General features: G+C 42.3%; 27 protein-coding genes and 1 other annotated feature. Of the genes, 13 read left to right on the forward strand and 14 right to left on the reverse strand.

The features are described from left to right. Positions 1–283 precede the first annotated feature (283 nt). Together ABID56_RS07230 and ABID56_RS07235 are read right to left on the reverse strand one after the other, a co-directional pair. Positions 284–874: a GNAT family N-acetyltransferase gene (locus tag ABID56_RS07230; protein ID WP_354219954.1), complete on the reverse strand. Its 591-nt coding sequence runs from the start codon at positions 872–874 to the stop codon at positions 284–286. A 429-nt stretch (positions 875–1303) separates the two neighbouring features. Then, positions 1304–2527 (reverse strand): putative glycoside hydrolase, encoded by a 1224-nt coding sequence (locus tag ABID56_RS07235; RefSeq protein WP_354219955.1) that lies wholly within the window; start codon positions 2525–2527, stop codon positions 1304–1306. Between the two features lie 168 nt (positions 2528–2695). After that, positions 2696–2892: a binding site (T-box leader), on the forward strand. Positions 2893–2943: 51 nt separating this feature from the next. Between ABID56_RS07235 and trpS the strand changes: the two genes are divergently transcribed. Beyond that, entirely contained in the window at positions 2944–3939 is a 996-nt protein-coding gene (gene trpS / locus ABID56_RS07240; RefSeq protein WP_354219956.1) for a tryptophan--tRNA ligase, read from the forward strand. A 160-nt stretch (positions 3940–4099) separates the two neighbouring features. Here the strand turns inward: trpS and ABID56_RS07245 are convergent, their stop codons facing one another. From ABID56_RS07245 to ABID56_RS07260, 5 genes are all read right to left on the reverse strand, one after another. Next, positions 4100–4855, reverse strand: coding sequence for a DUF3603 family protein (locus ABID56_RS07245; protein ID WP_354219957.1), 756 nt, complete (start codon positions 4853–4855; stop codon positions 4100–4102). Positions 4856–4926: 71 nt separating this feature from the next. Then, positions 4927–5133, reverse strand: a complete 207-nt coding sequence (locus tag ABID56_RS13015; protein ID WP_494337577.1) for a YuzI family membrane protein — start codon at positions 5131–5133, stop codon at positions 4927–4929. Positions 5134–5461: 328 nt separating this feature from the next. Then, positions 5462–6703 carry a beta-ketoacyl-ACP synthase II gene (gene fabF / locus ABID56_RS07250; protein WP_354219958.1) on the reverse strand — a complete coding sequence of 414 codons (1242 nt, stop codon included), beginning with the start codon at positions 6701–6703 and terminating at the stop codon, positions 5462–5464. Between the two features lie 38 nt (positions 6704–6741). Continuing rightward, positions 6742–7680, reverse strand: coding sequence for a beta-ketoacyl-ACP synthase III (locus ABID56_RS07255; RefSeq protein WP_354219959.1), 939 nt, complete (start codon positions 7678–7680; stop codon positions 6742–6744). Between the two features lie 120 nt (positions 7681–7800). Beyond that, complete coding sequence (locus ABID56_RS07260) at positions 7801–8073, reverse strand: hypothetical protein (RefSeq protein ID WP_354219960.1); 273 nt, start codon at positions 8071–8073, stop codon at positions 7801–7803. Positions 8074–8175: 102 nt separating this feature from the next. Here ABID56_RS07260 and ABID56_RS07265 point away from each other — a divergent pair, with 102 nt between their 5' ends. Then, positions 8176–8349: a DUF2929 family protein gene (locus tag ABID56_RS07265; protein ID WP_354219961.1), complete on the forward strand. Its 174-nt coding sequence runs from the start codon at positions 8176–8178 to the stop codon at positions 8347–8349. A gap of 87 nt (positions 8350–8436) precedes the next feature. On the opposite strand, the gene ABID56_RS07270 is transcribed toward ABID56_RS07265, so the two are convergent. Further along, positions 8437–8745 (reverse strand): hypothetical protein, encoded by a 309-nt coding sequence (locus ABID56_RS07270; RefSeq protein WP_354219962.1) that lies wholly within the window; start codon positions 8743–8745, stop codon positions 8437–8439. Positions 8746–8828: 83 nt separating this feature from the next. Between ABID56_RS07270 and ABID56_RS07275 the strand changes: the two genes are divergently transcribed. Next, a complete protein-coding gene (locus ABID56_RS07275) occupies positions 8829–9641 on the forward strand; it encodes an undecaprenyl-diphosphate phosphatase (RefSeq protein WP_377946569.1) in 813 nt (270 codons plus the stop codon). Positions 9642–9702: 61 nt separating this feature from the next. Here ABID56_RS07275 and ABID56_RS07280 read toward each other — a convergent pair whose 3' ends face one another. From ABID56_RS07280 to ABID56_RS07290, 3 genes are all read right to left on the reverse strand, one after another. Then, on the reverse strand, positions 9703–9948 hold the full coding sequence (locus ABID56_RS07280; RefSeq protein WP_354219963.1) for a hypothetical protein: 246 nt from the start codon (positions 9946–9948) through the stop codon (positions 9703–9705). Positions 9949–10011: 63 nt separating this feature from the next. Then, on the reverse strand, positions 10012–10323 hold the full coding sequence (locus ABID56_RS07285) for a metal-sulfur cluster assembly factor (protein WP_354219964.1): 312 nt from the start codon (positions 10321–10323) through the stop codon (positions 10012–10014). A 75-nt stretch (positions 10324–10398) separates the two neighbouring features. Further along, positions 10399–11160 carry an alpha/beta fold hydrolase gene (locus ABID56_RS07290; protein ID WP_354219965.1) on the reverse strand — a complete coding sequence of 254 codons (762 nt, stop codon included), beginning with the start codon at positions 11158–11160 and terminating at the stop codon, positions 10399–10401. A 158-nt stretch (positions 11161–11318) separates the two neighbouring features. On the opposite strand from ABID56_RS07290, the gene ABID56_RS07295 reads away from it, so the two are divergent. The 8 genes from ABID56_RS07295 (at position 11319) to dat (ending at position 17572) form a co-directional block, all read left to right on the forward strand. Then, entirely contained in the window at positions 11319–12152 is an 834-nt protein-coding gene (locus ABID56_RS07295) for a Cof-type HAD-IIB family hydrolase (RefSeq protein WP_354219966.1), read from the forward strand. A gap of 173 nt (positions 12153–12325) precedes the next feature. Further along, positions 12326–12451 (forward strand): hypothetical protein, encoded by a 126-nt coding sequence (locus ABID56_RS07300; protein WP_354219967.1) that lies wholly within the window; start codon positions 12326–12328, stop codon positions 12449–12451. After that, complete coding sequence (locus ABID56_RS07305; protein ID WP_354219968.1) at positions 12451–12648, forward strand: DUF3813 family protein; 198 nt, start codon at positions 12451–12453, stop codon at positions 12646–12648. Before ABID56_RS07300 ends, ABID56_RS07305 begins: the two co-directional genes overlap by 1 nt. A 350-nt stretch (positions 12649–12998) precedes the next feature. Then, positions 12999–13895, forward strand: coding sequence for a phosphate/phosphite/phosphonate ABC transporter substrate-binding protein (locus ABID56_RS07310; protein ID WP_354219969.1), 897 nt, complete (start codon positions 12999–13001; stop codon positions 13893–13895). A gap of 106 nt (positions 13896–14001) precedes the next feature. Beyond that, positions 14002–14790 carry a phosphonate ABC transporter ATP-binding protein gene (gene phnC, locus ABID56_RS07315; protein WP_354219970.1) on the forward strand — a complete coding sequence of 263 codons (789 nt, stop codon included), beginning with the start codon at positions 14002–14004 and terminating at the stop codon, positions 14788–14790. Beyond that, positions 14771–15592 carry a phosphonate ABC transporter, permease protein PhnE gene (gene phnE / locus ABID56_RS07320; RefSeq protein WP_354219971.1) on the forward strand — a complete coding sequence of 274 codons (822 nt, stop codon included), beginning with the start codon at positions 14771–14773 and terminating at the stop codon, positions 15590–15592. The genes phnC and phnE (ABID56_RS07320) overlap by 20 nt, the downstream gene beginning before the upstream one ends. After that, complete coding sequence (gene phnE / locus ABID56_RS07325; RefSeq protein WP_354219972.1) at positions 15592–16389, forward strand: phosphonate ABC transporter, permease protein PhnE; 798 nt, start codon at positions 15592–15594, stop codon at positions 16387–16389. Before phnE (ABID56_RS07320) ends, phnE (ABID56_RS07325) begins: the two co-directional genes overlap by 1 nt. A gap of 325 nt (positions 16390–16714) precedes the next feature. Further along, the gene (gene dat / locus ABID56_RS07330; protein WP_354219973.1) at positions 16715–17572 is read left to right on the forward strand and encodes a D-amino-acid transaminase; all 858 of its coding nucleotides are present in this window, start codon (positions 16715–16717) and stop codon (positions 17570–17572) included. Here the strand turns inward: dat and ABID56_RS07335 are convergent. Then, the gene (locus tag ABID56_RS07335) at positions 17569–18033 is read right to left on the reverse strand and encodes a hypothetical protein (protein WP_354219974.1); all 465 of its coding nucleotides are present in this window, start codon (positions 18031–18033) and stop codon (positions 17569–17571) included. The two genes, dat and ABID56_RS07335, sit on opposite strands and share 4 nt — an antisense overlap. 101 nt (positions 18034–18134) lie before the next feature. Here ABID56_RS07335 and ABID56_RS07340 point away from each other — a divergent pair, with 101 nt between their 5' ends. Further along, positions 18135–18398: a NifU N-terminal domain-containing protein gene (locus ABID56_RS07340; protein ID WP_354219975.1), complete on the forward strand. Its 264-nt coding sequence runs from the start codon at positions 18135–18137 to the stop codon at positions 18396–18398. Between the two features lie 38 nt (positions 18399–18436). Here ABID56_RS07340 and ABID56_RS07345 read toward each other — a convergent pair whose 3' ends face one another. Both ABID56_RS07345 and ABID56_RS07350 read right to left on the reverse strand, forming a co-directional pair. Next, complete coding sequence (locus ABID56_RS07345) at positions 18437–19372, reverse strand: BsuPI-related putative proteinase inhibitor (protein ID WP_354219976.1); 936 nt, start codon at positions 19370–19372, stop codon at positions 18437–18439. Between the two features lie 53 nt (positions 19373–19425). Then, on the reverse strand, positions 19426–20280 hold the full coding sequence (locus ABID56_RS07350) for a YitT family protein (RefSeq protein WP_354219977.1): 855 nt from the start codon (positions 20278–20280) through the stop codon (positions 19426–19428). Between the two features lie 90 nt (positions 20281–20370). Between ABID56_RS07350 and ABID56_RS07355 the strand changes: the two genes are divergently transcribed. Further along, positions 20371–21234, forward strand: coding sequence for a DegV family protein (locus ABID56_RS07355; protein WP_354219978.1), 864 nt, complete (start codon positions 20371–20373; stop codon positions 21232–21234). Positions 21235–21427 lie beyond the last annotated feature (193 nt).

Consider the following 21427-nt stretch of genomic DNA (forward strand, 5'->3'; position numbering starts at 1 on the left):
CTTATTCATGGTTTTCCCGTTCAGGAAAAATTTAAACATGTATTTCCGACATTTTTTATTTTAAATTCAAAAGAACATCCGAAAATACGTTCGCTTTTAATTCATTTTAACACAGAAAAGCATGTATTTATAGTCCTTTTTAATTACAATTTGATTACAAGCTACCTCGAATCGGAATAACTTTAGTCGTAGTATGGCATGGTATAAGATGAGTGTCTGTTAAACACATCACAAAATCGACATTCTAACAAAAAACAGGCCACGCCTTGTGACCTGTTCTCACCTATACCCCTTTAGGTTCTTTTAATGCATCAAATAAATCTTCTTTCTCCTCTTGGTCAATCGTCAATACTTCTTCAACTGGCTGATACGATTCGCCGTATAGTTCTTCATCTTTGTACGTATGAATTTCTTCATATAATGTACGCATCTGTTCATAAATCATATCTTCTGACGCTTCGTTTGGCGACCAATATAAAATTTCTAACGTATTCAATTCATTTGTCGCAAGTGAGCGGCGCGTATAACCGATTGATTGCGCGTGCTCGAACCCTTCACGTTGATAGAAGCGTAACCGTTTCGCTGTGTCTGTGTCGTCATAATCGACCGGTTCCACTTCTAAAATAATTGGCTTACCGCTTTCTTTTAATTGATCTAGCAATTTCTGGCCCATTCCTTGCCCGCGCGCTTTCGGCGAGACGTACACATAATCAATAAAAATAAACGCATCAAATTCTGCATACATCATGACGTGGTGTTCGCCTTCGTCTTTATAATAAACGTCGCTTCGTTCTTTTAATAACCGTTCCATATGTTCCTTTGATTTCATTTCTTCGACCGGAAAGTATTCATTTAACTTTTCATACCAGTTCATACATCTGCTCCTTCTTTGGTTTGGTTTAAATTTTCCTCGTTCGTTCATATCCACTCTTCATTATAAAGTTTTCGGAAAAAGCTGTTAAATGCCATTAATGCGGAATGATCAGCGTTAATGGCCATTTGCCGTAACTAGATGACCTTGACCTTATAATCCCTCAAATATTCATTTATAAACGGACGTATTCAACCACATAGCCAAAATTTGCGAAGGAATTTATCTTGAATACAAACTATACGACAGGCGAAGCAATACTGCATTTGAGTTTTGAAATAAATCGCTTTATTTTTGAAATAACTCTCGCTATTTTTGAGATAAATCCACTTACTTATGAAATAACTAAACCGAATTATTTAATAAGTATATAGATTTCTTATCATGGCATAGAAAAAGCCTCGGCGAACACCGAGGCTTTCCTCCTTCATCTTATTGCGGGTCGAAATTCGCATCACGGGAATAGTTGTTGCTCGCATCCCACAATAAATATTCATATATACCATTGTCATAAAGGGCTTGAATTTGAGCTGTCACTTCATCTCCACCATAAGTAAACACATTACCAGGTGAATAAAGCCATGATGCCGTAAAGTCTTGCAACCAAGGTCGTGACGTTGGAGCATCGTCAAGTTGACTGAGCAACTCGTTTTCTGCCTTCGAATATTCACTCACTAACTTATACGGTTCACGGTCTGGTTCACTGATTCCGAAATACGGCGTCCAGTGACTCGGATAAATCATCGACGAAATAACATCCACATTGTCTGAGATACCGAGGAAGTTTTGACCGATTCCTGGTGCGTCCTCGATCGTCGCTGTATAACCGAAAATATCAACTGACACATCAATATCATACTGTTCTAATTCTTGATAAGCATACTCTACAAATTCATTCACCGCTGTCACACGCTCACGCACGTTATCTAAGCTCGCATCGTCATATTCACCGCGCGAATACTCTAACTCCTCATCGCGATGCTCAAAGCCTTCAGGGAAACGAACGTAATCGAATTGAATCTCTTGAAAGCCTAATTCCGCAGCATCTTTCGCAATCTCTAAATTATACTCCCACACATCTTTCACAAACGGATTGACAAAGGCTTCATCACGCCCGTTTTTCCAAACACTACCACCGTCTCTAAACGACCATTCAGGGCGCTTTTCAGCCAGCTTCGTATCTTTAAACACGACGACACGTGCAATCGGGTAAATCTCTTCTTTTTCTAAACGCTCTAACATCGCACGTGGCTCATCAATAATACTGTTTGACACGTCATGTGCCACATGATCTTCATCTAACTCATATGTCACATTACCATAGTCATCTTTCACATCAATGACCATTGAGTTAAGCGGCGTATCATTCACAAACGACACTAAATCTTCAAACCGCGATCCACCAGCGGAATGGCCCGTTAAATAAATACCACGTACCGCTTCAGGATACTCAAAATCTAACCCTGCGTCATAAATAAAACGCGGAATTGGGTCTGGTAGCGTTTTATTTTCTAAAGCATGACTATATGTAGAATGAAATGCAACACTAGACATTTCTGACTCAGTCTCTTCATCCGCAAAGGCTGGACTACTTAAGCCAAACGACAAGACCCCCAAACATAACATAATCGATAGCACTAATTGATACTTTCTCATTGTATCATTCCCCCAAAGTTGTTTTTCTCTACTTCTATTATAATCTGTTTTAAAGCAGTTTTGTTGAAAAAATTGATAATTTATTTTATAAAATTTTTGTGACAGGTAATCCTAACTTAAACCTTGCACTTGAACGAAAACTTCCATATAATATAATCAACTGCATAAACGGAAGCATCGATTGAGGATAAGTACCTCTTAACCACTAACAACAGTGAGTCTGGCTAGTGAAAACAGACGTTATGTTAAGTCGGAAATTGGGCCTCATGAGCTGATAAGATCCGTCTAGCGAACGTTACATCGCTAACTTGAGTGACCTTATAGTAGGTAACAAGGGTGGCACCGCGATTCCATTCGTCCCTTTTTATTGGGAGAGTGGATTTTTTTATGACAACTAATTCGTAGAGGTGATACATATGAGTACGATTTTTTCAGGCATTCAACCGAGTGGATCATTAACCATCGGCAACTATTTAGGGGCGTTAAGTCGTTTCCCGAAAATGCAAGACGACAATCAGTGTTATTTTTGTATCGTAGATGAACACGCAATCACAGTACCGCAAGACCGACTAAAACTACGTAATGAAATTCGTTCACTCGCAGCGCTTTATTTATCCGTCGGCATTGACCCAGAACGATCGACGTTATTCATTCAATCCGAAGTGCCAGCGCATACGCAAATGGCATGGATTTTACAATGTGTCGCTTACGTCGGCGAACTCGAGCGTATGACACAGTATAAAGACAAATCAGCTGGAAAAGACGGCGTCTCAGCTGGCCTGTTAACTTACCCACCACTCATGGCGGCGGATATTTTGCTTTATTCGACGACGATGGTGCCTGTCGGCGAAGACCAAAAACAGCATATTGAGTTAACGCGTAATTTAGCCGAACGTTTTAACCGTCAGCACAACGATATTTTAACCGTGCCGGAACCGCACATCCCAGAACAAGGCGCACGCATTATGTCGTTGCAAGACCCAACGAGTAAGATGAGTAAATCAGATGACAACCATAAAGCAACGATCTTCATGCTCGATGAACCGAAACAAATCGAGAAGAAAATTAAAAGCGCTGTAACCGATTCTGAAGGTGTCGTCGAATACAAACCAGATGACAAACCCGGCATCTCGAATTTACTCAATATTTATGCTGGCTTTTCAGGTGAATCTGTCGCAGACATTTCCGAAAAATATGCCGGCAAAGGCTACGGCGAATTCAAGCAAGACCTCGCCCAAGTCGTGATCGACGGCTTAGAACCGATTCAAAAACGATACTACGAACTGTACGAATCTGAGGAATTAGATGATATTTTAGACCAAGGTGCTGATCACGCTAATCGCGTCGCCAACAAAATGCTTATGAAAGCGAAAAAAGCAATGGGCATCGGACGCGTGCATTTGAAGCGCTAAACACGAAAAAACCCGCGGGTCCACCGCGGGTTTTTAAATAAATCACTTTATTTATTAAATAAGTTTGTTAATTTATGAAATAACTATTATCTTTTATTTCATAAAATCAATAAGTTATTCGATAAATTCTGCTGAAAAAGTGATAAGCACACACCGCTCATCACTTTTTTAACACATTCTTCTTCTGCTGTTCCATTTCCCACAATCGCTCAAAAAACGGCTGTCCTTTCGCCATTTTTTCACAAATCTCATCATGCTTCACGCTCCAACCTTGCTTCGCCTCATCTAGCAAACATGCATACCCTTCATCAAACGTCATCCCTTGAATCGCATCATACTCTTCGGGGCGCCATTCGGTTAACCAGTATCGCAGTTCATCGAGTCGTTTAGCCTGCCCGAGCTGATCAATCATTAACATTAATAAATGCTTCAACTGCCGTTCTTTTCGCGTCAGGCCCGTCATATACTTCGGGTGTAATGACAATATATGCCGCGCACCCGTTTGTTTCTTCGGCTTATAAGCAAAATCTTGCGCCTGTTTATGCGAAATTAAGTCCAAAATCAATCGCTCTTGTCTCGGAATCACCCGACTTTTTCGAACCGGAATTTGATAACCTAACGTATCCACAGCCAGGACATGCTCGCCATCCGTCACAATAAAACAATAATCTAAAGCGAGACGTTTATGTTTTTTCTTCAAGTAAGCCCGTTTATAAACCGCTTCCAATAACATCGGCGGTAAATCAGCCATATCATTTTCTATGTAATCAAACAACGGGCGCGTCACATACACGACGGGGACCTGGTCTAATAGCTCAATCGAATCTTGTTTACGCCACTCGAAAAATTGACAGACGTTATAACCGTTTTCTTCACCTTCGAACCAGTTCACCCAAATATCATGAACATAGATCATCGTCATCCCTCACTTCTGACGTTTTTCTGTTTATGCTCATTATCACCAAGTGACATATTTTTATTCCTAATTTATGAGATAAATGGGTTTTTATACATCGAAAAAATGATCAATACAAACCCAACTGGCAACAAATAGCACTCTGGCCGCTTATAAATAAACACGATGAAATCTCCCCATCCCATCCCAACCGGCAGAAAGTTTAAATAGCCGATAATCGAAACAGCCCCAACGCAAGTAAACCCAAAACCTAGAAAAAATATGAACAACGCCCACATACGTGCATCCCCTATTCCATCGATGCCCGTCCAATGCTGCTACGTCTAAGTATTCGTAATATAGTTTATGTGTGAGATGTTAGAAACATACGGACTACTACCACAAAAAGATTAGCGAATTATGTCCCGGGAAATAGTGTTTTCCTATCTAGTTTTGAAATAAATCACCGAATTTATTTCAAAACTCCCCTTATTTATTTCATAATTCAAGGTACTTATTCAATAACTCAAGGGAGTTATTGAATAAGTTCAAAAGCAGACAACCCCAAACATAAAAAACCTGCATCACGACAACTGTCGCGATGCAGGGCATTCAATTCTATTCTCATTATCCTTCAAACGTTTTAAACACGAGTGACGCGTTGTGGCCGCCGAAGCCGAGTGAGTTCGTCATCACAGTACTCAATTCAGCTTCACGCTTCTCATTCGGCACATAATCCAAATCACAGTCTGGATCAGGCGTTTCATAGTTCACTGTCGGAGGCATCACTTGATCTTGTAATGCTAACACCGAAATGATCGCTTCCAAACCGCCAGCAGCACCTAATAAGTGACCAGTCATTGATTTCGTTGAGCTCATCGCTAAATCGTAAGCATGATCGCCAAACACCGTCTTCACTGCTTGCGTCTCAAACTGATCATTATACGCCGTACTCGTGCCGTGCGCGTTAATATATTGCACAGCGTCACCGCTCATCTCAGCATCATCTAGCGCTTGCTGCATCGCGCGAGCTGCCCCTTCACCTTCTGGGGCTGGTGCCGTAATATGATACGCATCCCCTGTTGAGCCGTAACCGACGATCTCCGCGTAAATTTTCGCGCCACGCGCTTGGGCCGATTCGAGTGATTCTAAAATCAACACGCCTGCCCCTTCACCCATGACAAAACCGTCACGATCGTTGTCAAACGGACGGCTCGCTGTTTTCGGATCTTGATTCGTCGTCAATGCTTTAGAACTGGAGAAACCAGCAAATGACATATTATTAATCGGTGATTCCGCACCACCTGTAATCATCGTATCCGCATCACCACGCTCGATCACCTTAAACGCATCGCCGATCGAGTTCGTCCCAGATGCACACGCTGTCACTGTACACGAATTAATCCCTTTCGCTCCAAACATAATCGACACTTGGCCCGCTGCCATATCCGGAATCATCATCGGCACGAAAAATGGACTGACGCGACGTTGACCTTTGTCTAAAAACTTACGAAACTGCTCTTCATATGTCGTCATACCACCAATACCAGAGCCAATCCAAACCCCCGTTCGGTCAGCGTTGCTCTCATCAATTGTTAAATCGGCATCGTCAATCGCCATTTTCGACGCTGCCACCGCGTATTGCGTAAACAAGTCCATCTTCTTCGCATCACGTTTGTCCATATAGTTCCCAGGATCAAAATCTTTCAATTCTGCTGCGATTTTCGCCGGAAATTCATCAGCATCCACTTTCGTCACACCGTCAATGCCAACATAACCGTCTAAAACATTTTGCCACATCGTTTCAACATCATTACCGACAGGTGAGACTGTGCCTAAGCCTGTCACGACTACACGTCTCTTTGACATGATATTCATCCTCCTTTAAAAATACGATTCTTCAGACATTATTTACCCCATTTTATAGCGACAGCACCCCATGTGAGGCCACCGCCAAATCCAACGAGTACGACAACATCATCTTCTTTTATTCTACCCGCTTTAACATCTTCTGACAATGCAATCGGAATCGACGCCGCCGATGTATTACCATAACGATCTACCGATTTCGACATTTTTTCAACCGGAATCTCTAAATTCTGTCTAGCCGCTTCCATAATTCGAATATTCGCTTGGTGTGGGATCAAGTAGTCAACATCATCCTTTGTTAAACCTGCTTGATGGACCACATTTAATGAAGAATCAGCCATCTTACGGACCGCGAATTTAAACACTTCACGCCCATTCATATAAATCACATCTTCATCGGTTTGATGTAAATATGGAATGCCTGTCCCATCACTACCTAATTCATGCGCTAAAATACCGCGCTCTTCTGAAACATTCGAAACAATCGCTGCGCCTGCACCATCACCGAATAAAACCGCTGTATTACGATCTTCCCAGTTCGTGATTTTCGACAATTTCTCAACGCCAATCACCAAAATATTTTGGTGCACGCCCGCTTCAACAAACTGCTTCGCCGTAATAACACCATACATAAACCCTGCACAAGCCGCACTAACATCCATCGCTGGAATTTGCCGTGCGCCTAGTCGGTTTTGCAACTGACACGCCACAGACGGAAAGCCCATATCCGATGTCACCGTTGCCACTAAAATCATATCTAAATCTTCGCCGCTAAGACCCGCTTCATCTAAAGCCCCAACCGCTGCTTCATACGCTAAATCAGACGTGTCCATATCATCCGTTGCAATCCGACGCTCTTCAATCCCCGTTCGCGTACGAATCCACTCATCGGACGTATCGACGATCTTCTCCATATCGAAATTCGTTAAAACCTTCTCAGGCACATAATGGCCCGTTCCGATTAAACCCGCTTTCATATCGCGTCATCTCCTAACGATTAACTTCTATCATCATATATTATGACCTGGTTCTAATTTTATCAAATTATCCACCGATTTCAACGATTTTATTTTAAACAAAATCGCGAACCCCCGAATTCACTGCTCTAAATCAAGCGTGATAACAGACACACGGTCGGCTTCCACAGGACACGTCTCGCCAATACAAATCGCTTCATGAAACGGTTCATAATCACGTCCATCATCTTCAACGAACGTAAATTTAGCATGGCGTGCCACCATCGCATAATAATGCCACGCTTCATCTGTTTCTAATTCGTCATGACCCACAACATCGTGACCGGCATACAAATAATATTCCATCACTTGAAAACCAAATGGATGAAAACACGGATAGACAAATACTTTCATACCAGGATCTCCTCACTCAACCGTCACAATTTTTTTATTTATTTTTTAGCCAAGCTTTGATACACTAAGGTGTGGAATGTATAGATAAATGAGGTGAACTATATGCGTTTAATTTCAACAGCAGTTTGGAGCTTTTTATTAAGTGCCATGATCGTATATGTAATCGGAAGTATGGCAGGCATTAGCTTTAATTTATCAGCCGCTATTGGCATTGCCGTCGTCTTCACACTTGCCACCGTCATTCTAGGTGAAACGGTTATTACGGACGAAGAATGACGCTCATTCGTCCTGACTATGAATGATACAATGCAACAACTGAGGTTGACTTCCAATCGGTAAGTCAACCTCCTTTTTTATGTTGAACTACCACGGTAATAAACTCAATGCCGCCACAAATGTAAGTGGAATAATTAAACGGCTTAATCCATATTGAAACGGCGGATAACCATACCCTTGTGGACCGTAACCACCATAGCTATGTGGGCCATATCCGTACGGGCGAACAGGGAATTGCGGGACGTGTTGCGATGGGACGACTAAATGAACATGCTCATCATCTAAACCACAGACGTAACCTTCAATTTGATCGCCTGTTGTCGTTTCTAATAAAACATGTTGATCCATATGTTGCTGACACCAATCATACGCAGGCTGTTTCGTTTCATGTACCATAATTACCTCCCCTTTCACGTACAATGTATTCAAGACAGTCGGGTTATGTGCACATTCTATTATTGTTGAGGAGGTTTCATGCATTGAACGATTTTGTTGAACTGATGCAATACATATTTTTAGGGTTATTCCAAGGCTTCACCGAACCGATTCCGATTTCATCGAGCGGGCATTTAGTCATGCTCAGATCGTTATTTGATATAGGGAACACTGGCATTACCTTTGAAGCCTTTATTAACTTCGGCTCATTAATCGCTGTCGTAACTATATATAGACGAGATATATGGCAGCTTATCGTCGGAAGTAGTCGGTTTTTATTTAACCGAGACGAAGCATCACGGGCTGATTTTCGCTACGCCTTTCTCTTAATCATCGCGACGATTCCAGCTGGATTGTTAGGCGTCTTATTAGAGGATTCGATCGGAGAAATTTCTGACCGTGTTAAACTCGTCGGCGTAACGCTTATTTTAACCGCCATCGCTTTGTGGATTATCCGCAACTTTCACGGCCATAAAGACGATGAGCAATTGACGATAAAAGATGCCGTCATCGTCGGGTTTGCCCAAGCCGTTGCCCTTGTACCAGGTATTAGCCGTTCAGGCGCAACGATTGTCGCTTCGATGCTTGTTGGGATGAAACGCCGTAGTGCATTACGGTTTTCCTTTTTAATGTACATCCCTGTCAGTGTCGGGACGATGATTTTCGCTGTCAGTGATGTATTAGGCAACCCAGAAGTGTCGAGTCAGTTTATGCTCTATCTGATTGCTCTGATTGCTGCGATCTTCTCATCTTACATCGCGCTACTCTTATTCATTAACATTATGACAGCCGGCAAATTAAAATACTTCGCTTACTACTGCCTCATCGTCGGTATTTTGGCGTTGGTGTTTTTATAAGTCATTAAACCAAAAAACAACTTCCTACATCTATCTAGGAAGTTGTTTTTTATGTATACTCTTATTTTTCACGCACATAAATTTTATAACTCGCAACAACGCCACCGATGATCAACACGCCTGAGATTAAATTGACGATATTAAAATTCATCTGATATTCATGAGGCGAATAACTCCCTGCCATCGATGCTTGAAAGGCTGCGCGACCTAGCATGGGCATGACTTCATTTAAAATATTCGTCACAAACAACACACATAAGCCAATGACAACGAGCAAATTACTAAAGAAAAATAAAATTTTGTTCAAAACACCTTCCCCCCTTAACATCATTAAAAAACAGCCCAAGCAAATTGGACTGTTTCATAACAATTAATCTGGAATGCCGAGTGCGATTTTCGCATAACGTGACATACGTTCTTTCGTCCATGGTGGATTCCAAACGATATTCACTTCGACTTCGTTAACTTCTGGAAGATCGATTAATGCTTGTTTCACATCCATCTCGATCGTCGCAGCAAGTGGGCACCCCATTGCTGTCAGTGTCATTGTGACAGTCGCTAGCCCTTCTTCGTCTAAGTCGATATTATATACGAGACCTAAATTGACAATATCAATACCAAGTTCTGGGTCAATAACATTTTCAAGTGATCCCCATAAATTTTCTTCCAAGGCTTGATCCATGTTCGAGTCCTCCTTCAAACATTCTCTACTCTATTATAAACACGTTTGCACTCATTTTTAAAGTAAAATTATTTATTATAAATATGTCTGCATCCAATCACGTAACGCCATCATCGCTTCTCGACTCACTTTATGATCGCGCCCAGGCTCTGAAACAAATTTGACGTGCTTAGCCCCCGCTTCTTGCAGTTGTTGGTAAAATTCGACGGCGTGATCATACGGAACGACGGCATCTTGTTCCCCGTGCCAAATAAACAGTGGTCGGTCGTTCAGTACGTCAATTTGTTGTGATAAGTCGATTGGATTTAATGCTTCTAGCTGTGCTTGCAATTCGTCATCACTAAACGGCAACTCAATCCCTTGCGCCTCAATACCTTTTAATAAATAATTCGCCATCGCTTGCATATTCGCCGAGCCCATCATGATACCAGCTGCTCGAATATGACTATATTGCGTTAACGCAGCTGCTGTCGAAATGCCACCCATACTTGTCCCTGCGACACCGATTCGTCCAGCCTCTAACAACGCTTGATTCGTCAGCCACGTTTCTATATTAGAAAAATCTTTTATATTTTGCTCAACAACCCGCCAAAATTCAAACTGAATCGCTTCATCCGATATATCACCTTGGCGTTCGCCGTGATGCAATGCTTCTGGTAATACGACACGATAGCCAGCTTCAGCTAATAAATAGGCGACTGGTAAGTTTTGTTCTTTCGCACTTGTAAACCCGTGAAAGTAGACTATAACCGGAAGTGGTGCCACTTGTTGCGTTTGTTCGTGGATAATTAATGCAGGTATATCGTTAATGGTTTGTTCGTCAATAACAATAGCCATGGTCGTCCCCTCCTCGAAATCATTTTATGACTATAATAATAAAGTAATTTAAGCTGTGAGACAACTAGAACAATTAATAAGCCGAGGTGACAAACGACACAAAATATGGTATGATACTTTAATTAGAAAAACGCAAAAAGGTAATTGAGGTGAAACCCATGAAGCAACATCTTATTGCATTAGATTTAGATGGGACTTTATTAAATAACGATAAAATCATTTCCGATAGAACGTTAAAAACAATCGAAGCAGCTCGTAAAGCCGGTCACATCGTTGCGATTGCAACCGGCAGGCCGTACCGCGTGAGCCGTCAATTTTATCAACAACTCGGACTCGACACGCCGATTGTCAATATGAACGGCGCTCTCGTCCACCACCCGAAACAGCCGAACTGGGATCATTTACATTCCCCGCTTCCAAGAGAGGTTGCGTTTGATATCGTCGACACGTGTTACGATTTCGGTGTGCAAAATATTTTGGCGGAAATTATGGACCAAGTGTACATTGAATTTCAAAACAATCACGAGATCACGCAATTTTTCCAAGCAGGCACGGAATCACCGGCGATTTTCGGGAACATGAAACAAAACTTAGCCACAGACCCGTCATCTGTATTAATCCACCCTTTCGACGACCGTATCGATTCCATCCGAAACACGTTAACCGAACGTCACGCATCGATTGTCGATCACCGTAAATGGGGTGCACCATTCCATGTCATCGAAGTCATTCGCTCTGACTTACACAAAGCAGTCGGCGTCCAAAAAATTGCCAAAGAATACGACATTCCACAAGAACGGATTATTGCTTTTGGCGATGAAGACAACGATTTTGAAATGATCGATTATGCCGGCGTCGGTGTTGCAATGGATAACGGGATTGGCGAACTGAAATCGATGGCCAACGAAATTACCCATTCGAACCACGATGACGGCGTTGCACGCTTTTTAGAAACGTATTTAGGCTTACCGCAAACAATTTTAACCAAATAGTTTCTCCAAGTGACCATGTTTTATCTGGTCACTTTTTTTATTTTCATTCCATCATTACCAACAATCGTATAACATATTGTGACCGTGCTGAGCCATACTAATCGTGAACGCGACATATCGTGTTCGATTTCGACGACTTGGCCACTCGTCACACATCATGAGGAGGTCCATTCATGCGCGAGAAAAAACCACATCCCGGTCGCAAAGTGAATCCACAAGCGAAACACGGTCGCCGTGCGTTTTCTGATCAAGACCGTAAACGCAAAGAGCAAAACGTCTACAATCGAGGAGGGTTTTAATGGCACATTTAATGAACCAAGCTCGACAAGCGATGCAAAACTTAACGAATAAGCGTGACCAACATCAATCACACGAAGCAAACCAAGAAGATATCCAAGCCGTTCAACAATGCATTCAATCCGCCTATGAACAATGCTCACCAGAAGAAGAACAAGAATTGAAGCAACTCGAACAACAATTAAATCAATATCAATAACGTCACAAAACGCCACAAGACGATTGAACTTGTGGCGTTTTGTCATGTTCGCCGTATGTACACGCTATTTCGCCGTATATTTTCCGATTTTCGCCGTATCCGCACCAAATTTCGCCGTATCACATCAAAAAATCGCCGTATCCTCACAAATTTTCGCCGTATAAGGACATATTTCCGCCGTAAACAACTTCATTTCTACAACAAATCCGTCCAAATCGCCCTCTCATTACATACCGTTTGTAAAGATTTCGTAAAATTGTATCAAAATTTTAAAATTGTGTTGTACTAATGTCACACATTATTTATAATTAAGGTGATTTCAATAATACATGGTCAAGGGGGAGCATATTGTGAAAAAGTTACTTGGATTGATGGCTTTAGCAGTTGTGGCATTTTTAGCGGCGTGTGGAAGTAGCGCAGATGAGGGTGATCCTGACACATTGGTGATGGGCTTCGTTCCATCGCAAGATTCTGAAACGATTGCTGACACAGTAGAACCGCTAGCAGAAGAATTAGGTAACATTTTGGACAAAGAAGTCGAACCTCGTACGATGACAAGTTACAACGGAGTAATTGAAGGTATGGGCTCTGGTCAAATACATATCGGCTTAATCCCAGCATTCGGTTACGTCATGGCCCACCAAGATTATGACGTCGAAGTTATTTTAAAATCCGTACGCCACGGATCGGAAACCTACAAAGCACAATACCTCGTACAAGAAGATTCCGATATTGAATCACTCGAAGATTTAGAAGGCAAATCATGGGTATATGGTGATGCCGCTTCAACTTCAGGCTTTTTATTCCCAGCATCTCAGTTAATGGACAAATTTGATTTAGAATCTCAAGCAGAATTAACAAGTGAATTCTTCAGCGAAGCAAATGCCGTTGGTGCACATGACACAGCAGCACTCGAAGTCTATGAAGGTGGTGCAGATGTCGCAACCACATTCGATGACGTTCGCGATAACTTAGAAGAAGACTACCCAGATATCAAAGATAAGACTCGCGTCATCGCACACACTGAAGAAATTCCTAACGACACCGTATCCGTCATTCCAGAACTTGATGAAGAACTTGTCACAGAGATTCGCGAAGCATTCCTCTCGTTTAACGAAGATGACGAAATGCTTCAAGTCATGAACGATGTCTACACGTGGGATGCGATTGTCGAAGCTGAACACGAAGATTATAAAGTCGTTGAAGACACATACGAACGTTTCCAAGATAACATTAGCCTTGAATAGTAACACCTTGTTATGGAAAGGGAGGGTCACACCTCCCTTTCCAATTACTATTTAACACTTTTTTATCATTTATACATACTTTTTGGCTGACATGAGGTGAAAGAACATGATCGAATTCAATGATGTATCCCTTGTCTATCCTAACGGGCACCAGGGACTTAAAGACGTCAATGTAACAATTGAAGATGGTGAATTTGTCGTGATCGTCGGCTTATCCGGCGCAGGTAAATCGACATTCATCCGAAGCATCAACCGACTCGTCACACCGACTGCTGGTGAATTAAAAGTCGGCGGCGACAATATTTTAGATTATAAAAGCAAAGGATTGCGCGACTTGCGGACAAAAGTCGGCATGATTTTCCAAAGCTATAATTTAGTGAAACGGAATAGCGTTTTTCGTAACGTATTAGCAGGGCGATTAGGCCACACTGGCACATTGCGCTCGGTGTTCAATTTATTTAGCAAAGACGACAAAGCGCTCGCATACGAAAGCTTAAAGCGCGTCAATATTGATGACAAAATCTATAGCCGTGCCGACCAGTTATCAGGTGGTCAACAACAACGTGTCAGTATCGCTCGTGTATTAACCCAAAAACCTGATTATATTTTAGCGGACGAGCCTGTCGCTTCACTCGACCCGCCTACATCACACCAAGTGATGAAGTATTTACGTAAAGTCAATAAAGAAGACAATATTACGACGATTGTCAACTTGCACTTTATTGATATGGCGATGGAGTACGCTGATCGTATTATCGGCATGAGATCAGGTGAAGTCGTCTTTGACGGACCTGTTTCAGAAGTGTCTGAAGCCACATTTGAAGAAATTTATGGTCGTTCAATCCGTGAAGATGATTTGCGCGGAGGTGCAAAAGATGGCGAACAAGATCAATAAACCAGGCCTTAACGACGACGTTTATGCACCAATGCTGTCACCGTGGCGAGCTAAAGCGAAAATTTCACTCGTCTTTTTCATCATCTTATTTTTCCTATGGTACAGTTCCCGGACGACAGGTGTTGATTTCGGCGATTTGATTATGGGCTTTACGAATATGGGGCAAATCATCGACAAATTATTTCCTATTAATATGGACGTGTTAGGCCCGGCGTTTGACCGGTTGATTGAAACGATCCACATGGCGATCATCGCCTCGACATTTTCAACAATTATCGTCATTCCGGTCAGTTTACTAGCGGCCAATAACATTACACAAAATTGGTTTATTTACAATGCGACACGCCTCATCATGAATATTTTACGGACGATTCCTGATGTTGTATTAGCGGTTATTTTCGTCGGTATTTTCGGAACAGGCCCAATCGGCGGTATTGTTGCCTTGTTCATATTCTCACTCGGCATTTTAGCTAAATTAATTAGTGAGACAGTCGAAGCGATTGATATGCAACCAATCGAAGCGATGCGTGCCTCAGGTGCAAACACGATTCAATCCATCGCATATGGCGTCATGCCTCAAGTTGCACCACAGTTCACGTCATTTGCGCTGTACGTGTTTGAAATCAATATTCGTGCATCTGTCGTCATCGGCTTAGTCGGTGCAGGTGGTATCGGCCAACTCTTAATGAGTCAGTTTAGCTTCAACAATTACGGTGCTGTGATGACGATTATTTTAGTGATATTCGTTGTTGTCGTCATCATTGAATACATCAGCACGAAGATTAGGGAGGCGATTATCTAATGGCTAACGAACAACCTCCAAAAAAACATATACCAACTGAAAAGAAAATCAAACGCGTCTCCATTGCCGCTGCTGTTCTTGTTATGTATATCTGGACATTTATGTCGATCGATATTGATTGGAAGGAAGCATTCAACCGCTTTGCTTCTAACTATAATGTCGTCGTTCCCCAGTTATTCTCACCTAACTGGGCACGCGCTGGTGAAGTCATCGAAAAAATGATCGAAACAGTCTTCATCGCTTACGTCGGCTCTTTAGCTGCGGCCATCTTAGCGGTTCCGCTCGGTTTTTTAGCTGCAATTAATATGACGAACAATCGCTTTTTATCTACGGTCGGTAAGTGGATTTTAAGTGCGGTTCGTGCCTTTCCAGAAATCATTTTGGCAATCATGTTCGTCGTTGTCGTCGGGCCCAATCCATTCGCAGGTATTTTGGCGATTGCGATCGGGTCAACCGGCATGCTCGGTAAATTGTACGCCGAAGTGCTCGAGTCAATTGACATGAATGTCGTTGAAGCGATGCAAGCAAACGGCGCGAATAAAATTCAAATTATGTTTCACGGGATTATTCCGCAAGTTATCCCTGAATTTTTATCCTATGCGATCTACCGTTTCGAAATTGACGTGCGTGCCTCGACGATTCTCGGTTACGTCGGCGCAGGTGGTATCGGTACGATGATCTTCTTCGCCTATAGTAACCGTAACTGGAGCGATATGGGCATGATCCTGCTCGTCATTATCGTCGTCGTTACCCTGATTGACTATGGCAGTACTTACATCCGAAAACGAATCGTATAATTGAGATGAAACGCCACACTATTAATCCGTGTGGCGTTTTTAATTCTCCGAGATTCCGGTTTTCGCCGTATCGAACCATGATTTCGCCGTATAATTTCCGAATTTCGCCGTATCCTCTCGGTAAATCGCTGTATCATCATGATATAGCGCCGTATCATATCAAAAAATCGCCGTATACCGGAAAAATGTCGCCGTATCACATCAAAATCCAACATCCACCGCCATCATGTGCCGCTAAAATCTAAGCCAACAGCCATATTTACATCGCCCCTATTTTCCTCTAGGATTAGATTAAACAGTGAAGACGAATAAGGAGATGACAAACATGTTAGTGCTACATAATCAAACATTTATCGACCGGGATGAAGCGGTTGTCGATATTGAAGACCGTGGTTATCAATTTGGCGATGGTGTCTATGAAGTGATCCGCTATTATGACGGACAGTGGTTTTTACTTGATGATCATTTAGACCGTTTACAATACAGTTTAAATGAAGCAGAAATCGACTTTGATGTCCAAGTGAATAACGTCAAAGCGCGGCTTAACGACTTAATCGAACACAATCATATCCAAGATGGTGGCGTCTATTTGCAAATCACACGCGGCGTCGCACCGCGAAATCACCCGTATCCTGACAAACAAGCGCCTACCCTTATCGCGTACCCGCTTAACCTAAAGCGGCCTTTAGACGATCAACAAAACGGCATTCACACGATCACCGCGAAAGATTTCCGGTGGCTACGTTGCGACATTAAAAGTTTAAACTTACTCGGCAACGTGATGACAAAACAAAAAGCGCTCAACGCCGGGGCGAGTGAAGCAATTTTTTACCGTGATGAAATCCATGTGACAGAAGGATCATCGACGAATGTGTTCATCGTACGAGATGGCACACTTGTCACTCATCCAGCCGATCATTATATTTTAAACGGCATTACGCGTCGATATTTACTGAATTTGGCAGACAAACTAAACATTCCATACCAAATCGAAGTATTCAGTCTCAACACGTTGAAACAAGCTGATGAAGTTTTCGTCACGTCCACATCCGCTGAAATCAAACCTGTCGTGTCCATTGACGACAAAAAAATAGGTGACGGCACACCAGGTACCATCACCAACACATTGCTCGAGCACTATTTTGACGATATCAATATAACAAAACTGCCAGAAGACGTTTAACGATCATGCTTCGGCGTACGTCGGACGAGCAACCAGTCGCTCACATACACCATGATAAAAAAGAAAATCACGTGAGCGACAAACCAATCAAAAATCGCCATAATATCATCAACAGCTGGCGTCTCTGTTTTCGCAAGTATGGTTAACGGAAAATACGTTAAAAACGCGAAAAATGACAACAAGCCAGCGATCTCTACCCGACGATTCCAAAACGATTCTCGCTTCGTCACGATATACAAATAAAACGTGACGATAATCGTCGCGACTAACACGTGAAGCGCGTATTCAAAGGCGGCAAAAAAATTATCCGGAATCGTCTCACTCGGTATATAAATAAAATCAATATTCAATAATAGCGTATATAAGGCCTTATCCGTAAAGGACTGAATCATAAATAAATACAAACTCATCGCTGTAGATGACAATAATCCTACAACGAGTGCAATCGATAAATATCGCAATAAAATTGCCTCGCTTTCATTATAGTTTTGTAGAGCTGTTACTTTTGCTAACGCTTAATTCGTGCTAATATAAAAGAGAGAAATTCAGGGAGGGATTGACAATGGCTGTAATTGCAGAGCCTACACCGAATCCAAATGCGATGAAATTCACAGTTGATAACGTTATTTTTGAAGGTGACGACAGTATTTCAGTGATGCAAGGTGAAACGAGTGACTTCGACATTTTAAACAACCTTATGAATTTAGACGGTGTCGACAACGTATTTGGATATTATAATTTTATTACCGTTAATAAACAATTTGATGCCGACTGGGATACCTTATCACCAAAAGTCGAACAATTAATTGAGAGCTACGGATACTAAATCAGTTGGCTTAGTTGCATAAACTAAGCCAACTTTTTTTATTCAATCGTCTCAAGCGTTTCAAAAAACTCGCGCGAAGGGTTACCCGATTCATCCGTCTCAAACAAATATAGGGTTATCGCGCCATATTCAGGCATCTCCTCGATCGTCACATCCATACTAAATGATTGCCAACCGTCAACCTCTTCCAATTCCAACGTTTCATTCACTAACACGTAATGCCCGTCTTCCACATAGTACTGAAGTGTATCAGACTGAGCATTGACCTCACCTGAAATCGAATACGTGCCATCAGATCCTTCAACGTTAAAATGTCTCACGAAGCTGTCTGTCTCGCCTGTTGTTTGCTCATCACTCGCACCTGAATTCTCATTATCCTCAGATTCAAGTGGGTTCTCATCCGCTTCAACATTGGCACTTGTTAAATCAAACTGAACCGTTTGGCTAAGCGGAGTCCCGTCCAATTCCATGTCATTCACATGCGTCGGCACCAATTCGATAGTCGCCTCATACGTCCCATCCGACACTTGACTCGCGCTTTCACTCACGAGCCACGTATCTGAGAACTCTACTGTTTCGCCCGCTTCAATCGTCATCGTTTCAATAGCTTCTGTGAACATTTGGCTTGCCGAATAACGATAAACGCCTTCATTCGTTTCAGGGTTCGTCACGACGACTTCGAATTTTTGCCCAGACGAGAAGGTTAAATCCAGCGCCTCGTCCCCGTCATTTGATAAGGCCATTTCAAACTTAACACGTCCACCATCAACTGACGCACTCGCATCAAACGTCAATTGGTCTAACAACGCGTCGATATCAGCGTCACTACCGTCTTGCTCTTCTTCAGACGGTTCCTGATGATCCTCATTAGCCCCGGACGTATCATCACCTTGCGATGCCTCATTTCCACCATTACACGCAGCTAACATTAGAAACAATCCAAGCATCACCCATGTCACCATCCATTTTGTCATTGCTGTCACCTCATGTTCTTTTTAAAGATCAGACGCTCACATGATAGCTCATGTTACACTTTTTCATCTTCGCGTCTAAAGAAACCGAAAATACCAGTCGTCTGTACAATATTCGTAAACGAGTTCGGATCCGCTTCACGCACGATATTTTCTAAGTCATATAATTCATAGCGCGTGACAACAATCATGAGCATCTCGCGGTCTTCATCCGTAAACGCTCCTCGCGCTGGCAAACGCGTAATCCCGCGCACCATATTGGCATGAATCGCTTTTGTCACTTCTTGTCCCTTCGCTGTTACAATCATCGCCGTTAATTTCTCGTGACGTGTATGAATCGCATCAATCACACGTGTTGTCACATAAAGCGTCACAAGCGTATACAACGCCTTCTCAGGGTCATACACCATACCCGCTAACACAATGATCGCCCCGTTTAACGTTAAAAAGTAAATCCCAATCGGACGATCCTTCATTCGGGAGAGCACCATCGCGACGATATCCATACCGCCAGTCGACGCACCCCATTTCAACGTGATACCAACACCAAAACCGCCAAAGATACCACCAAAAACGGCATTTAGTAAAATATTATCCGATAATCCTTGAATCGGAATCGTTTCTAAAAAGATTGTCATAAAAATAACTGACAAAATACTATAAATCGTAAAACCACGACCGACTTTAATCCAGCCTAAAATCGCAACCGGAATATTGAGTAAGAATAAGAGGACACCTGTACTAATATCAATGTCGAAAAAATCCGTTGCAATACTTGCGGAAATTTGAGCGACACCTGTAAAGCCACTGGCGAATACGTTCGCTTGTTCTAAGAAAAAGTTTAGTGAAATGGCATTAAAAATCGCGCCAATAATCACAATAATGAATCGTTTTGCTTCAAATATAAACATAATAGCCTCCTGACTGACATTGACGTTTGCTCGCCGTCCTATTAAACTTAAATATAATAATGATCGTTTAGTTGAACGAGGAGGAAACCTATGAGTATGAAATTAATTGTTGATTCAGGTTCCGATCTACCCCAAAACATTTTAGAGGAATACGATATTGACCTCGTCTCGCTGACTGTACATCTTGATGGACAAGATTACTATGACCGAGACACGATTAGCTCTCAAGATGTCTATAACGCGATGCGTAGCGGTTCAGCACCTAAGACAGCGCAAGTGACACCAGATGCATTTTATGAACGATTTAAAACTTACACCGACGAAGGACGCCCGGTTATTTATTTAGCGTTTTCATCTGAATTGTCCGGAACATTTCAAAGCGCCATGATTGCCAAACAGCAGATCGATGACCAAAACCCCGATGCCGAAATTTACGTCATTGATACGAGAGCCGCTTCGATGGGACATGGCTTAATTGCGTACTATACTGCGAAAGCCATTGCTGATGGACAAAGTGTACAAGACGTGTTAGATACTGCACATTATTATGTAAATCACATCGTTCATATCTTTACCGTTGATGATTTAGAATATTTACAACGCGGTGGACGGGTCAGTAAAGCACAAGCGTTTGTCGGTGGGATGTTAAAAATTAAACCGCTTCTCCACGTTGAAGACGGGAAACTCGTGCCACTAGAAAAAATTCGTGGCGCCAAAAAAGTCATCGGTCGCATGGCTGATGTCGTGCAAGAGCGCGGACAACATTTCCATGATCAAACGATCGCCATCACACATGGTGACGATGAAAAACGCGCCCAAGAACTGGCAAACCAAATCCGCGATAAATACCAACCGAAAGAAATTATTATTTATCCGATCGGCTCAGCAATCGGAGCACACGCAGGACCAGGCACCATCGCACTCTTCTTTTTAGATGACGCGCCCAAGAGTTAATGGAGATAGTTATGTCATACCCGTTTTCGACGGTCGTTAACCGTCCGAATCGGGTATTTATTTTTATCTTAACACGCTTAACCCACACTTGCACATCTACTTTTTAAATAACTCGCTCTAGTTTTGAAATAAGTCGCCATATTTTTGAGATAACTCTAGCTAGTTATGAGATAAATATAGCGAATTATCTCAT

It is taken from the genome of Alkalibacillus flavidus (assembly GCF_040545925.1).
Taxonomy (GTDB): domain Bacteria; phylum Bacillota; class Bacilli; order Bacillales; family Alkalibacillaceae; genus Alkalibacillus; species Alkalibacillus flavidus.

Bases quoted from the DNA above. Each gene is read 5' to 3' on its own strand.
- phnE (WP_354219972.1), top strand. From the start codon at position 15,592: ATGGCTAACGAACAACCTCCAAAAAAACATATACCAACTGAAAAGAAA.
- ABID56_RS07350 (WP_354219977.1), bottom strand. From the start codon at position 20,280: ATGTTTATATTTGAAGCAAAACGATTCATTATTGTGATTATTGGCGCG.
- ABID56_RS07230 (WP_354219954.1), bottom strand. From the start codon at position 874: ATGAACTGGTATGAAAAGTTAAATGAATACTTTCCGGTCGAAGAAATG.
- trpS (WP_354219956.1), top strand. From the start codon at position 2,944: ATGAGTACGATTTTTTCAGGCATTCAACCGAGTGGATCATTAACCATC.
- ABID56_RS07300 (WP_354219967.1), top strand. From the start codon at position 12,326: ATGCGCGAGAAAAAACCACATCCCGGTCGCAAAGTGAATCCACAAGCG.
- ABID56_RS07290 (WP_354219965.1), bottom strand. From the start codon at position 11,160: ATGGCTATTGTTATTGACGAACAAACCATTAACGATATACCTGCATTA.
- ABID56_RS07270 (WP_354219962.1), bottom strand. From the start codon at position 8,745: ATGGTACATGAAACGAAACAGCCTGCGTATGATTGGTGTCAGCAACAT.
- ABID56_RS07295 (WP_354219966.1), top strand. From the start codon at position 11,319: ATGAAGCAACATCTTATTGCATTAGATTTAGATGGGACTTTATTAAAT.
- ABID56_RS07265 (WP_354219961.1), top strand. From the start codon at position 8,176: ATGCGTTTAATTTCAACAGCAGTTTGGAGCTTTTTATTAAGTGCCATG.
- ABID56_RS07305 (WP_354219968.1), top strand. From the start codon at position 12,451: ATGGCACATTTAATGAACCAAGCTCGACAAGCGATGCAAAACTTAACG.
- ABID56_RS07245 (WP_354219957.1), bottom strand. From the start codon at position 4,855: ATGATCTATGTTCATGATATTTGGGTGAACTGGTTCGAAGGTGAAGAA.
- ABID56_RS07355 (WP_354219978.1), top strand. From the start codon at position 20,371: ATGAGTATGAAATTAATTGTTGATTCAGGTTCCGATCTACCCCAAAAC.
- ABID56_RS13015 (WP_494337577.1), bottom strand. From the start codon at position 5,133: ATGTGGGCGTTGTTCATATTTTTTCTAGGTTTTGGGTTTACTTGCGTT.
- ABID56_RS07235 (WP_354219955.1), bottom strand. From the start codon at position 2,527: ATGAGAAAGTATCAATTAGTGCTATCGATTATGTTATGTTTGGGGGTC.
- ABID56_RS07255 (WP_354219959.1), bottom strand. From the start codon at position 7,680: ATGAAAGCGGGTTTAATCGGAACGGGCCATTATGTGCCTGAGAAGGTT.
- ABID56_RS07340 (WP_354219975.1), top strand. From the start codon at position 18,135: ATGGCTGTAATTGCAGAGCCTACACCGAATCCAAATGCGATGAAATTC.
- dat (WP_354219973.1), top strand. From the start codon at position 16,715: ATGTTAGTGCTACATAATCAAACATTTATCGACCGGGATGAAGCGGTT.
- ABID56_RS07285 (WP_354219964.1), bottom strand. From the start codon at position 10,323: ATGGATCAAGCCTTGGAAGAAAATTTATGGGGATCACTTGAAAATGTT.
- ABID56_RS07260 (WP_354219960.1), bottom strand. From the start codon at position 8,073: ATGAAAGTATTTGTCTATCCGTGTTTTCATCCATTTGGTTTTCAAGTG.
- ABID56_RS07345 (WP_354219976.1), bottom strand. From the start codon at position 19,372: ATGACAAAATGGATGGTGACATGGGTGATGCTTGGATTGTTTCTAATG.
- fabF (WP_354219958.1), bottom strand. From the start codon at position 6,703: ATGTCAAAGAGACGTGTAGTCGTGACAGGCTTAGGCACAGTCTCACCT.
- phnC (WP_354219970.1), top strand. From the start codon at position 14,002: ATGATCGAATTCAATGATGTATCCCTTGTCTATCCTAACGGGCACCAG.
- phnE (WP_354219971.1), top strand. From the start codon at position 14,771: ATGGCGAACAAGATCAATAAACCAGGCCTTAACGACGACGTTTATGCA.